This is a genomic window from Streptomyces sp. HUAS 15-9 (genome assembly GCF_025642155.1).
Taxonomy (GTDB): domain Bacteria; phylum Actinomycetota; class Actinomycetes; order Streptomycetales; family Streptomycetaceae; genus Streptomyces.
In genome coordinates, this window is record NZ_CP106799.1 from 26640 (window position 1) to 39198 (window position 12559).

The 12559-nt window shown below is 69.9% G+C and carries 11 protein-coding genes and 2 pseudogenes; 9 read left to right on the forward strand and 4 right to left on the reverse strand.

The window, feature by feature from the left end:
- Nucleotides 1–100: 100 nt before the first annotated feature.
- Both N8I87_RS42335 and N8I87_RS42340 read left to right on the forward strand, forming a co-directional pair.
- Nucleotides 101–1474: an FAD-binding oxidoreductase gene (locus N8I87_RS42335; RefSeq protein ID WP_263217092.1), complete on the forward strand. Its 1374-nt coding sequence runs from the start codon at nt 101–103 to the stop codon at nt 1472–1474.
- A 59-nt stretch (nt 1475–1533) separates the two neighbouring features.
- Nucleotides 1534–3111, forward strand: a pseudogene (locus tag N8I87_RS42340) (acetolactate synthase large subunit).
- A gap of 16 nt (nt 3112–3127) precedes the next feature.
- Here N8I87_RS42340 and N8I87_RS42345 read toward each other — a convergent pair.
- Together N8I87_RS42345 and N8I87_RS42350 are read right to left on the reverse strand one after the other, a co-directional pair.
- Complete coding sequence (locus tag N8I87_RS42345) at nt 3128–3439, reverse strand: hypothetical protein (protein ID WP_263217093.1); 312 nt, start codon at nt 3437–3439, stop codon at nt 3128–3130.
- A 152-nt stretch (nt 3440–3591) separates the two neighbouring features.
- Nucleotides 3592–3981 carry a hypothetical protein gene (locus tag N8I87_RS42350; RefSeq protein WP_263217094.1) on the reverse strand — a complete coding sequence of 130 codons (390 nt, stop codon included), beginning with the start codon at nt 3979–3981 and terminating at the stop codon, nt 3592–3594.
- Nucleotides 3982–4629: 648 nt separating this feature from the next.
- Between N8I87_RS42350 and N8I87_RS42355 the strand changes: the two genes are divergently transcribed.
- Genes N8I87_RS42355 through N8I87_RS42370 form a run of 4 tightly spaced genes read left to right on the forward strand, consistent with a single transcriptional unit; the run spans nt 4630 to nt 8165 of the window.
- A complete protein-coding gene (locus tag N8I87_RS42355; RefSeq protein ID WP_263217096.1) occupies nt 4630–4971 on the forward strand; it encodes a hypothetical protein in 342 nt (113 codons plus the stop codon).
- The gene (locus N8I87_RS42360; RefSeq protein ID WP_263217098.1) at nt 4968–5537 is read left to right on the forward strand and encodes a hypothetical protein; all 570 of its coding nucleotides are present in this window, start codon (nt 4968–4970) and stop codon (nt 5535–5537) included. The genes N8I87_RS42355 and N8I87_RS42360 overlap by 4 nt, the downstream gene beginning before the upstream one ends.
- Nucleotides 5537–6763, forward strand: coding sequence for an MAB_1171c family putative transporter (locus N8I87_RS42365; protein ID WP_263217099.1), 1227 nt, complete (start codon nt 5537–5539; stop codon nt 6761–6763). Before N8I87_RS42360 ends, N8I87_RS42365 begins: the two co-directional genes overlap by 1 nt.
- The gene (locus N8I87_RS42370) at nt 6756–8165 is read left to right on the forward strand and encodes a pyridine nucleotide-disulfide oxidoreductase (protein WP_263217100.1); all 1410 of its coding nucleotides are present in this window, start codon (nt 6756–6758) and stop codon (nt 8163–8165) included. Before N8I87_RS42365 ends, N8I87_RS42370 begins: the two co-directional genes overlap by 8 nt.
- Here the strand turns inward: N8I87_RS42370 and N8I87_RS42375 are convergent.
- Nucleotides 8162–9029 (reverse strand): annotated as a pseudogene (locus N8I87_RS42375) (alpha/beta fold hydrolase). The gene N8I87_RS42370 and the pseudogene N8I87_RS42375 overlap by 4 nt on opposite strands.
- Before the next feature lie 59 nt (nt 9030–9088).
- The gene (locus N8I87_RS42380) at nt 9089–9808 is read right to left on the reverse strand and encodes a helix-turn-helix domain-containing protein (protein WP_263217101.1); all 720 of its coding nucleotides are present in this window, start codon (nt 9806–9808) and stop codon (nt 9089–9091) included.
- A gap of 222 nt (nt 9809–10030) precedes the next feature.
- Here N8I87_RS42380 and N8I87_RS42385 point away from each other — a divergent pair, with 222 nt between their 5' ends.
- From N8I87_RS42385 to N8I87_RS42395, 3 genes are read left to right on the forward strand one after another with little or no spacing between them, the layout of a single operon-like run.
- Nucleotides 10031–10696, forward strand: coding sequence for a DUF4097 domain-containing protein (locus N8I87_RS42385; RefSeq protein ID WP_263217102.1), 666 nt, complete (start codon nt 10031–10033; stop codon nt 10694–10696).
- A 30-nt stretch (nt 10697–10726) separates the two neighbouring features.
- Complete coding sequence (locus N8I87_RS42390) at nt 10727–11686, forward strand: ATP-binding cassette domain-containing protein (protein ID WP_263217104.1); 960 nt, start codon at nt 10727–10729, stop codon at nt 11684–11686.
- Nucleotides 11683–12510, forward strand: coding sequence for an ABC transporter permease (locus N8I87_RS42395; RefSeq protein ID WP_263217105.1), 828 nt, complete (start codon nt 11683–11685; stop codon nt 12508–12510). The genes N8I87_RS42390 and N8I87_RS42395 overlap by 4 nt, the downstream gene beginning before the upstream one ends.
- The last annotated feature ends 49 nt before the right edge of the window (nt 12511–12559 follow it).

A 12559-nucleotide genomic window follows, 5' to 3' on the forward strand; every position in this document is an offset into this window, starting at 1 on the left:
ATGCCGGTCCACATGGCCCTGGGCAAGGGCCGGACGGCCCCCTCCGGTGGAGTGGGTGCGCGGCAAGGATCGCGGGAGCGGGGGCCGAGGAGGGGGTGCGATGGCGGACACCGAGGCGCTGCTGGCCGGCGCCGTGGGGGCACGGCACGTTCTGGCCGGGGCGGAGGTCCCCCCTGAGTACGCCGGTGACGAGTCGCTGACCGCCCTGCCGCAGACGCCCGCGTACCTGGTCCGGCCCGCCGCGGCCGCCGAGGTGGCGGACGTGCTCAGAATCGCCGGCGAGGCCGGGATCCCGGTGACCGCCCGCGGCTCGGGGACCGGCATGTCGGGGGGATGTGTGCCCCGGCCGGGCGGGATCACGGTCTCGTTCGAGCGGATGAACCGCGTCCTGGAAGTGGACGCCGTCAACCACGTGGCCGTCGTGCAGCCCGGGGTCACCCTGGACCAACTGGACCACGAGGCCGCCAAGTCAGGCCTGCAGTATCCGGTGCGGCTCGGCGAACCCACCGCCAGCATCGGCGGCACCATCGCCACCAACGCCGGCGGGATGCACGCCGTACGGCACGGGGTCACCCGCCACCATGTGCTCGCCGTCGAGGCCGTCCTGGCGTCCGGCGAGATCGTGCGCGGCGGCGGCAAGTACGTCAAGACGTCCACCGGCTACGACCTGGCCCAGCTCCTGGTCGGCTCCGAGGGCACGCTCGCCCTGGTCACGGAGGCGACGCTGCGGCTGCGGCCGCGGGCCCGGCACTCCACGACCGTACTGGCGGCGTTCGCGTCGGCCGAGGACGCCTTCCGGTCGGTTCCGCCGCTGGCGGGCGGGGGCCTGGAGCCGGCCGCGCTGGAGTACGTGGACCCGCTGGCCATGGCGGCGATCGCGGACGGCCACGGCAAGGGGCTGGGCATTCCCGCGTCCGTGCGCCTGAGCGCGCTCGGCTATCTGCTCGTCGTGCTGGAGGACCGCTCCGGGACGCGGCTCCAGGAGGATGTCGAGGCGGTCGGCGAGCAGTTGCTCGAACTCGGCGCGGCGGACGTCTTCGTGCTGCCCGCGGCCACGGCGAGGAGCCTGGTCGAGGCCCGTGAGCGAGCCTTCTGGACGGCGAAGGCGGCCGGTGCCGACGACATCGTGGACGTGGTCGTGCCGCGCGGCGAGCTGCACGGGCTGCTGGCCGCCGCCCGGGCGGCCGCCGAGGACACCGGGTCGCTGGTCACCGGCTGCGGCCACGCCGGCGACGGCAACGTGCATCTGTCGGTCTTCCAGCCGGACCCCGTCCGCCGTGACGAGGTGCTGCGGCGGCTGTTCCGGGCGGGCCTGGAGCGCGGTGGCGCGGTCTCGGGCGAGCATGGGATCGGCAGGGCGAAGAAGTCGTACTTCCTGGAGCTGGAGGACCCGGCCAGGGTCGAGCTGATGCGCAGGATCAAGCAAGCCTTCGACCCGGGTGGAATCCTCAATCCCGGTGTGCTCCTCGACTGAAACCGCCGGTTTCTTCTGCCCACGGACATGACCATCACCAGGCGAGGACGGGACGAGACGTGAACGGTGCGGAAGCGGTCGTGGCGACCCTGCGGGCGTGCGGCGTGGAGGTGTACTTCGCCAACCCGGGCACATCCGAGATGCATCTGGTCGCCGCGCTGGACAGGGAACCGGCGGTCAGGGCGGTGCCCTGCCTGTTCGAGGGCGTCGCGACCGGGGCGGCCGACGGCTACGGCCGGATGACCGGCCGGCCCGCCGCCACCCTGCTGCATCTCGGACCGGGCCTCGGCAACGGCCTGGCCAACCTGCACAACGCGCGGCGCGCGGCCACACCTCTGGTGAACCTCGTCGGTGAGCACGCCACGCACCACAAACCGCTCGACGCCCCGCTCGAGTCGGACATCGACGCGCTGGCCGGGACCGTCTCCGGCTGGGTGCGCCGCTGCGGCGACGCGCCGGCCGCCGGTATCCACGCCTCTGCCGCCGTGGCCGCCGCCACGGCTCCCCCCGGCCAGGTGGCCACGCTGATCCTGCCCGCCGACATCTCCTGGTCGCCGGGGCCTCCCCGGCCCCGCCGCTGCCGTCCCAGCCGCCCGCACCCGTGCCGGACGACACGGTGATGACCGTCGCCGCCGCGCTGCGCTCCGGAGAACCGGCCGCGATCCTGCTCGGTGGCCCGGCCACCCGCGCGCGCGGCGTTGCGCGCGGCGGCCCGTGTCGCGGCCACCGGGGCCCGGCTGCTGTGCGAGACCTTCCCGGCGCGCCTGGAGCGCGGCGCGGGCCTGCCCGCCGTCGAGCGGCTCGCATATCTGCCCGAGGGCGCTCTCGCCCAACTCCACGGTCTGCGGCACCTGGTGCTGGTCGGTGCCCGCACCCCGGTGTCCTTCTTCGCCTACCCGGAGACACCGGGCCTCCTCGTCCCTCGCGACTGCCACGTCCATACCCTGGCCGGCCCGGGCGACGACGTCGTAGAGGCCCTCGCGCATCTGGCGGACCTGCTGCCGCCCGCGACGGCGACCACGGCGGGCCTGGCCAGGCCGGAGTCACCCGCGGGCGGGCTGACCGGTGAGTCGGTCGCGGCCGCTGTGGGAGCGCTGCTGCCGGAGGGGGCGATCGTGGTGGACGAGGCCAACACGTCCGGCCTGTGGCTGCCCTCGGCCACCGCCGGTGCCCCGCACCATGACTGGCTGACCCTCACCGGCGGTGCCATCGGCCAGGGCCTGCCGCTGGCCGTCGGCGCCGCGATCGCCTGCCCCGACCGGCCGGTGGTGTGCCTGGAGGCCGACGGCAGCGCCATGTACACCGCCCAGGCGCTGTGGACGATGGCCCGCGAGGGCCTGGACATCACCACCGTCGTCTACGCCAACCAGTCGTACTCCGTCCTGGAGATGGAGTACGACCGCCTGGTACCGACGCCGGAGGGCCAAGGTCGCGGGCGGGCCGGCCGGGACCTGCTGGACCTGTCCCGGCCGGACCTGGACTTCGTCGGACTCGCCCAGGCGATGGGAGTGCCCGCCTTCCACGCCGCCACCGCCGAGGAGTTCACCACCCTGCTGGCCAAGGCCCTCAACGAGCCCGGCCCCCATGTCATCGAGGCCCGCGTGCCCGCGCTCTTCGGTCCGAGGCACGCGTCGTAAGAACCTGCTGGGCTCCTTACGGCTGGGCGGTCTGAAGGTCCTTGAGATCCTTGTCCAGGGTGTCGCTGTCCTTGTCCAGGGTGTCGCCGAGCTGCTTCTGCATGATCTCGGTGGCGTACTTCTTCACGGTCTGGTCGTCCACGCCCACGCACGCGTCGGGCCGGTCCTGGGCCTTGGCCTTGTCACCGGCTGCCATGGCGTCCTTGAACTGCTTCTCCATGGCAGCCTTGCAGGCAGCCGGGTCGGCCTTGGAGTCGCTGCTGCCGCACGCTGTAAGAGCTGCCGAGAGGGCGAGCAGGACGGTGCAGGCGGCTGTGCGGGCTCTCATATCTCCCCCAGTGGTTGCTGATGCCGAAGAAGATCATGCAGGCTCTTGGCGGCGCCATGGGGTTCCTGTGACTGGGTTGTGACGAAGTCCCAATGTCGACGGAGTGTCCTGGGATCGTGGCTCCGGTGCCGGACGTCAGGCCATCACGTGGTTCAGGAGCCGCCGCGCAGGGTGTCATGTCCTTCGGTCCGATCGCTGCCGCCGGACGGGGAGGACGCCAGCAGCGAGTGAGGCCTCCATGGGTGCGACGAGCGCCCATTGCCGCTGGATGCGGCCGAGTTGTGCAACCGCTCGCGCGCCCGGCCGTGGATCCGGCGCATCCCGTGGCGTGTGCCGTTCAGCACACGGGAGAGGTCCGCGATGATCCCCATGGCCTCACCGAACTGGTCGGGAAGGTCGTGCGAAGACGGTGCCCAGGCGCCGCCAGGAGAGTGCTGGTCCGCAACCCGCCTGCAGGCGGCGAGCAGGCCCGTCACCAGGCTGCGGTATTCGGCGATCTCGGCCTGGGTGAAGTCCGTGCTGGTCGGGTGTTGCGTGGTCAATCGATCCCCCTGTGACGCGCATGACGGGGCGCCGGACGCATCGCGCTCCGGCACCCGTCGGTGATCACGGTCCGCCGCGTGGAGTCGCGGACCGCTTGTGGCTTGCTTGGTCGCTCAGCGTGGAGGTGTGCACGACAATCTGTTCGCGCCTGGATCGTGCTATGAAGACCGCCTGGATGTCAACGATCCTTCGTTCCAACAGTAAGGAACGATCGTGCCCGGCAGGGTGTATCTGGCCACTCAACTGTTCGAGGACATAGGGTCTGCCCGTACTCCGTACACCCCCCAATTCCCGGAGGCTGCCAGGTGAGTCACCTCCCCAACGCATCACAGCCCCTTCCTGAAGGGACGCTCAGAGCTCTGCACGAGCTCATCCGCGGCAGGGGCCTTGACCTGAGCAAAGAGCTGGACATCCCCGAGCTCGCCCGCCGTTCCTCACTGACACCTCAGCAGGCTCGGGCGCTGCTGGACGGGAAGACCGTCCGGGAGCCGCGGACGGTCGAAGAGCATGTCACGAGGCGAATCTCCCAGACCTTCAGAATCCACGTGGAGGCCGCCGAAAGCAACGAAGCCGCTGTCCGAAAGAGTCTGGCCGCGGCCCTCGGCTGCTCCGACAGGTGGGCCACGGATCTGTGTTGCGGACGCAAGATGCCGAACGTTCCGACCCTGCTGGGGCTGGAACGGTTCTTCGGAGTCAGCCGCGGCTTCTTCGGCATGACCGCGGCAGAGGCACTCGACCTCGCCCTCGCCCCCGAGCTGGACAAGCTGCGCCTGCGTACCGAGCCGAAGCCCGCCGAGCCGTCGGCCACGGCTTCGGACACACTGGAGGACCTCCTGCAGCGCTTCAGGGGGCTCGACGAGAATGAGCAACTGCGCGCCCTCATGCAGCAGTTCAAGGTCGACCCCGACGCGATCGCCTTCCGTGGGACGAAGCCGTCGCCCCACCAGATGGCGGCGCTGCTGATCCTCGCCCTCAAGGATGACCAATGAGCAAGAAGACACCGAAGCGTTTCCTCGACCAGCTCTTACGGGACACCGCGCGCACGCTGACGCCGCCGACGGACCCCAAAGCCGTACTGAACGCCGTGTGCGCGACGCTGAGTCCTCAGCTCGATCGCCCCGTCCGGCTGAAGTTCGTGAAGTTCCCTAACGAGATGGGGATATCGGGAGTGACGCTGGCCAAGGACGACGAATACATCGTCGTGGTGGAGGACACCGCCCCCGATCAGCACAAGTTCGTCATCGCCGGCCACGAACTCGGGCACTGCTACTTCCAGACTCTCGGTGTCCACTACCCCACGGGGCTGAGCGCCGCCGCCCGGCGTCTACTGGCCCGCAACGACGACGACGTCCCCTGGGACGAGGTCGCGGCCATGGCCACTCGATCGGCTGACGCCACGGACCCCGAGGCCGAGTGGGAAGCGGAGCAGTGCGGACTGCGCCTGGCCGCCAAGTTCCACAAGCTCGTCGGCCCACAGGCAGGTACCGGCCACCCGACCCAGGAGACACTGGCGGACCGGCTCTCGTCCTCACTCGGCAACTTCGGCGGGCTGTGATGCGCTGGGACATCGCCGGATCCTTCCTCGGCTATGCCATCCCGGCCGTGCTGCTCTTCGTGGCCTTCGTGATGAAACTCCCGCTCCTGCGGCGCGCCTGGCGCGACCCGATCCTGCGGGCCACTGCCCTGCTGCTCGGCATCGGCGCCGTAGTCTTCGCCTCCCTGCCGCCCGACAACCTGCACCGCATCAACACGGTCACCGGTGTGCCCAACTTCGCCGGCGTATGGGTCTACTCCCTGCTCAGTGCCTACTGCGGAGCATGCCTGTGGCTCATCATCGTCTGGCGGGAACCGCCCTCCGCGGCCCGCAGCAGGCGCACCCGGATGGTCTGGGTCTCGTACAGCGTCATCATCCTCGGTCTGTGGGTGACCTTCTTCCTCGGCGACCACAGCGTCGAACGCCTTCGGGATCTCGACGTCTACTACGCCAACACCCCGTGGATGGTCGAGCACTCGATGCTCTACCTCGTGGCCCACATGGTGTCGGCTGTCGTCGCCGCTTCCATTCTGTGGGCCTGGTTCAAGGAACTCGCGAACCAGAAGTGGCTGCGCCGTGCGGTGATCTGCCTCCAGGTGGCGTACGCGCTCGGGCTGATCTTCGACATCGCGAAGGTCGTGGCCATCGGCGCACGGTGGAGCGGACGGAACCTCGACTGGCTGTCCACCTATGTGGCTCCGCCCTTCGCCATCGCCGAAGCGCTCCTCGTGGCGGTGGGCTTCATCGGCGGCCAGGTCGGCCCGCTGGCGGAGGACCGCTGGAACATGTGGCGCACCCATCAGCGTCTGGCACCGCTGTGGGCGCTGATGCAGACGGTGAGTGACGCACCGGCCCCGGCCACCGGACGGGTCAGCGGGACGGAACTCCAACTGGAGCACCGCAAGGCACGCATCAACGACGGTCTGCTCGAGCTGGCCCCGCACCTGAGCCGTTCCCGACGCGAACAGGCCTGCCGCGACGCTCTCGTCGAAGGCTTCCCCGAGGCCGAGTCCCGGGCCATCGCCGGTGCCGTCGACATCCTCGTCGCCATCAGCCTCCTGAGGACGGCCTCGGACCTCGCTGCCCCGCCGCCCCGGCATGAGGCACCCGACCAGCCGGTGAGCGACCGCGTGCGGCCCGACAGCGAGTTGGTCGCCATCTCACACGCATTACGGGCCCACTCGGCCACGATCGACACACTCCGCCGGCAGGCGGCCGCGACAGAAGGCGTCACTTCCCATGTCTGAAAGACCCAGCAATCGCCACCGTAGCGCCATAGTCATCGGCGGCAGCACAACCGGCATGCTCGCCGCCTCCGTGCTCTCGACCCGCTTCGACGAGGTCACCGTCATCGAGAGCGACAAACTTCCAGCAGGCGTCGAGCACCGCAAAGGCCTCCCCCAGGCCCACCACGCCCACCTGCTCTGGTCCGGCGGGGTGGCCGCCCTCGAGGAACTCCTGCCCACCATCACGGACATCCTCGTGGCCCGGGGTGCCAGGCTCGTCAACGTGATGACGGACCTGGTGAGCAAGGCGCCCTCAGGTCAGTGGTTCCGCAGATTCAACAACTCCCGGCACCACATGATCACCTGCAGTCGCGATCTGCTGGATGCCGCCATTCGTGACCACGTCCTGCCGAAGCCGCGCATCACGCTCATCGAGGGCACCAGAGTCCACGGCCTGACCGGCGAGAAGAACCACATCTCCGGCGTTCGCCTGTCCGCCGACAGCGGCATGAGCACCCTCGGCGCAGACCTTGTCATCGACGCCGGCGGCCGCGGTTCACAGGCCCACAAGTGGCTGCGGGACCTCGGCCATCCGCCGGTCGTCGAGCGGGAGGTGGACGCCGGAGTCGTCTATGCGAGCCGCCTGTACCGAGCGCCCGGCACGACGGCAGAACTGCCCTACCCCATCGTCAACGTCCAGGCCGACCCTCGCAGTGCGCCGGGCAGGGGCGGCGTCATCGTGCCCATCGAAGGGGGACGCTGGATGGTGACCCTCTCCGGCACCCGCGGCGGTGAGCCGACGGACGCCCCGGACGAATTCCTCGAGTTCGCGCTGACCGGTCTGCAGGACCCCATCATCGGACAGTTGCTCCGCGGGGCCACCCCGATCACCGACCCCGTCACCACGCGCAGCACCCGCAACCGTCGTCGCTACTACGAGGACAGCCCCGGCTGGCCCGAGGGATTCGCCGTACTCGGTGACGCGATCGCCGGGTACAACCCGGTCTACGGGCACGGGCTGACCGTGGCGGCCCAGTCCGTGATCGCGATGCGGAAGGTACTGGACCGGCACGGCCCGGTCTCACAGGGCAACGGCCGTCGCATCCAGCGAGCCGCCGCGCGGCCCGTGGCGAACGCCTGGAACCTTGCCGTCGGCCAGGACGCCTACTACCCCGGTGCGGCCCCCAACCCTCCCACCGCGATCGAACGCGCACTCTCGGCCTACGTCGACCGGGCAGTGGCCGCCGGGGCCGAGAACCCACACGCCCTGCGCGCTCTGCTGGACGTGATGAGCCTCAAGACACCCGCCCCCCGCCTCTTCGCCCCGGACATGCTGTGGAACATGGCCTTCGGGCAGCGCAAGGGCCCTTTGAGCGGGCCTCCGTTGAGCCACGCGGAACGGGAGGCGGCGGGACTCGCTTAGTACCCGCCCGTATCGCGCCCGACGGGGGTCAGGCGCGGCTGCGGGCGGGGTTTCGGGGGGCGTCGGGGGCTGCCGGAGAGGAAGTCCTGGAGCACTTGCCGTAGCACGTCGGTTCGTTCGAGGTGGAGGTCGTGGCCTGTTCCGGGGATGCTCACGGCCGCGGTGTCCGGTCGCAGGCGGAGCATCTCGTCGATCTCCTGCGGCCGGATGATGCCCAACTCGCCGAGGACGACCAGGGTCGGGCAGGCGATCCTCGTCCACTCGTCCCAGAAGGAGCGACGGGCGTTCTCGGCCGACGAGCCGACCATGACGTCAAGGTCGAAGCGGGGCCACCAGCCGCTGTCGCGCTCCTCCAGGCCGGCGGCCCAGCCTTCGCCGACGGCCCCGCCGCCGAGGAAGTCCACGGCGGCCTCCCGTGACGGAAAGGGGGTCGGCCACGAGTCGAGCCAATCGCCTGTCTCCTGCTGCACACGGGGATTCGGCCCGCCGGGTCCGGCACCGACCAGGACGAGTGCGTGGACGAGGTCGGGGTGCGCGGCAGCGGTGAGCATGGCGGTGTGGCCGCCCAGCGACTGGCCGACGAGGACGGGCATCCGCAAGTCGAGCTGGTCGAGTACGGCGACGACATCGGCGACGTAGGTGGCCCGGGACACGTCTGCGGGAAGGCGTTCGCCGGCGCCGTGGCCGCGCTGGTCGACTGCCACGACCCGGTGCCGGGCACTCAAGTGCCGGGCGAGGGGCATCCCATTCGCCCGCGTGGCCGGCCAGCCCGTGCAGCAGTACGACAGGGCGTCCGGGACCTGCCCAGTCACGACAGGAAATGCGGACGCCGTCACGCCGCACGGTGCGTTCGGACCAGGGCATGGGGTCCTCTCTCGAAGTCGCTCAACCTTTGGGCTTGGTGGTGTCGGCCCCGGTCCTCGTCAATCGGTTTCGGGTTTTGTGTAGAGGACGTCGCGGGCCTGTTCCGCGGCGCGGGTGAGGCTCTCGGAGACGAAGTCGACGAAGCGGGCGATGTTCTCCAGGCGTACGGCGGCCGGGGTGCCGGGGCCCAGGACGCCGACGCCCTGCCGTGCGGTCTCGGCGAGTTGGGCGTTGGATCGGGCGGCGGCGATCATCGACTCGTAGAAGACGTCGTTGTCGACGAGGTAGCGCTCGCGGCGGCGTTCGTCGCGTTCCCGGCGGATGAGGCCCTGGCTTTCGAGGAACGTGATCGCCTTGGAGATGGACGCCGGGCTGACCTGGAGGCGTCGGACGAGTTCGGACGCGGTGAGGCTGCCGTCGTCGGTGGTGTAGAGGCAGGTCAGCACCCGGGACATCATTTTGGGCAGGCCCTGTTGCATGAGGAGGGTGGTGAACGCCTCCTCGTACTCGCGCACTGCGTCGGCGTCGCGTCCATGGGCCTGCGCGGGGGTGTTCGAGTCCCGGGGCGTGGTCCGCCTGCGGCGGTGGGCGCGGCGTTCGGTGGCGCGGTGGGCCAGGTCGGCGCGGTAGGCGGTGGGGCCGCCGTTGCGCATGACCTCGCGTGTGATGGTCGAGGTCGGGCGGTCCAGGCGTCTGGCGATCTCCGCGTAGGCGAGGCCGTCGGCCAGTCCCAGCGCGATCTGCTGGCGTTCCTGCTGGGTGAGTCTGCCTCCCGGCATCGCGGCCTCCCTCGTCGTCGGTGGTGTCTTCACTGTAGCTTTCACTTCTCATTCATTGCAACGTGCGTGGCGCGGATTGTTGCGTTAGATTTTTAGCCATTGCAACACTTTCACTGCTTTTACCTGCATAGATAGTAGTTGTGCGCAACGAATCTGTTGCCGGATCTATAAACGCAACGTAGCGTTTCCTTCATCAGAAACGAAGAACCGAAGGAGCGCACGATGCAGAAGTACGACACCCCCGCCCCGGTCTCCGTCGTCCTCGACATCCCCGCGGGGCGTATCCGGTTCATCGCCGCCGACCGGGCCGACACCACCGTCGAGGTCCTGCCCGTGGATGCCGCCAAGAGCCGTGATGTGAAGGCGGCCGAGCAGATCGAGGTCGTATTCGGCGACGGCGTCCTGCGGGTCGAGGCGCCGGCTGCGAAGAACCGGGTCCTCGGCAACTCCGGGTCCGTCGAGGTGACCGTTCAGCTGCCCGCCGGCTCCCGCATCGAGGGCAAGGCCGCCTGCGCCGAGTTGCGCGGCGTCGGGCGCCTCGGCGACATCGTCTTCGAAGGCGCGTACCGGCAGATCAAGATCGACGAAGCCGCGAGCGTCCGCCTCACCGCGATCGACGGCGACGTCGAGGTCGGGCGGCTGGGCGGGCCCGCGGAGATCAGCACCGCACGGGGTGACATCCGGATCGCCGAGGCCGTGCGGGGCACGGTGGTGCTCCGTACCCAGTCCGGCAGCATCTCGGTCGGCGCCGCCGCCGGCGTCTCGGCCGCCCTGGACGCCGGCACCGGCCACGGCCGCATCAGCAACGCCCTCAAGAACGACGGCAGCGCCGAACTCGACATCCGCGCCACCACCTCCCACGGCGACATCACCGCCCGCAGCCTGTAACTCCGCAGTCAGTAGAAGGGGGTACTGCTCATGACCGACCTGGCCATCGTGGCGAACGGGTTGCGCAAGTCGTACGGCGACAAGGTCGTGCTCGACGGCGTCGACCTGGCCGTCCCGGAAGGAACGATCTTTTCTCTGCTCGGTCCGAACGGCGCCGGCAAGACCACCGCCGTGAAGATCCTCTCAACCCTCGTCTCCCCCGGCCCCGCCAGTGGACAGATCCGCGTCGGCGGCCACGACCTCGCCGCCGACCCCCAGGCCGTGCGCGCCGCGATCGGCGTCACCGGGCAGTTCTCCGCCGTCGACGGGCTGATCACCGGCGAGGAGAACATGCTCCTCATGGCGGACCTGCATCACCTGTCGAAGCGTGAAGGGCGGCGGATCACCGCCGAGTTGCTGGAGCGCTTCGACCTCACCGAGGCCGCGAAGAAGCCCGCCTCCACCTACTCCGGCGGCATGAAGCGCCGCCTCGACATCGCCATGACCCTGGTCGGCACCCCGCGGATCATCTTCCTCGACGAGCCGACCACCGGCCTCGACCCGCGTTCCCGGCACACCATGTGGCAGATCATCCGCGAACTCGTCACGGGCGGCGTCACCGTCTGTCTCACCACCCAGTACCTGGAGGAGGCCGACGAACTCGCCGACCGCATCGCCGTGCTCGACGACGGCAGGATCGCCGCTGAGGGCACCGCCGAGGAGCTGAAGCGGATCGTCCCCGGCGGACACGTCCGGCTCCGCTTCACCGACCCGGCCGCCTACCAGAGCGCCGCCGGAGCGCTGCGCGCGGCCTCCCGGGACGACGAGTCGCTCACCCTGCGGATCCCGAGCGACGGCAGCCAGCGCGAGCTGCGCACCGTACTCGACCGGCTGGACTCGGCCGGCGTCGAGACCGACGAGCTGACCGTGCACACCCCCGATCTCGACGACGTCTTCTTCGCCCTGACCGGGGGCGGCGTCCCCAACCAGCCCAAGGAGGCTGTCCGATGAGCTCCCCCCTGGCTCCCGCCCGCCCGACCCGGATCTCTCTCGCCGTACGCGACTCCTCCACGATGCTGCGCCGCAACCTCCTGCACGCCCGGCGCTATCCGTCCCTCACGCTGAACCTGCTGCTCACCCCGATCATGCTGTTGCTGCTCTTCGTCTACATCTTCGGCGACACCATGAGCGCGGGCATCGGCGGCGGGGGTCCGGACCGCTCCGAGTACATCGCCTACATCGTCCCGGGGCTCCTGCTGATGACCATCGGCAGCACCACGATCGGGACGGCGGTCTCCGTCTCCAACGACATGACCGAGGGCATCATCGCCCGCTTCCGCACGATGGCGATCCACCGCGGTTCGGTGCTCGTCGGGCATGTCGTCGGCAGTGTGCTGCAGTCGGTCACGAGCGTGGTCCTCGTGGGCGCGGTCGCCGTGGCCATCGGCTTCCGCTCCACCGATGCCACCGTGCTGGAGTGGCTCGCGGCGTTCGGGCTGCTCGTGCTGTTCGCCACGGCGCTCACCTGGATCGCGGTCGGCATGGGACTGGTCAGCCCGAACGCCGAGGCCGCCAGCAACAACGCCATGCCCCTGATCCTGCTGCCGCTCCTGTCCAGCGCCTTCGTCCCCCTGCACTCGATGCCGGGCTGGTTCCAGCCGATCGCCGAGTACCAGCCGTTCACACCCGCCATCGAGACGCTGCGCGGTCTGCTGCTCGGCACCGGGATCGGCAACAACGGGTGGCTCGCGGTCGCCTGGTGCCTGGGGCTCGCGGTGCTCGGCTACTTCTGGTCGACTTCCAAGTTCAACGACGACCCGAAACAGCCGTCATGACAGCGCGGGCCACCTCCCGCAGACCGTCCACCCGAGGGCGGAGTACACC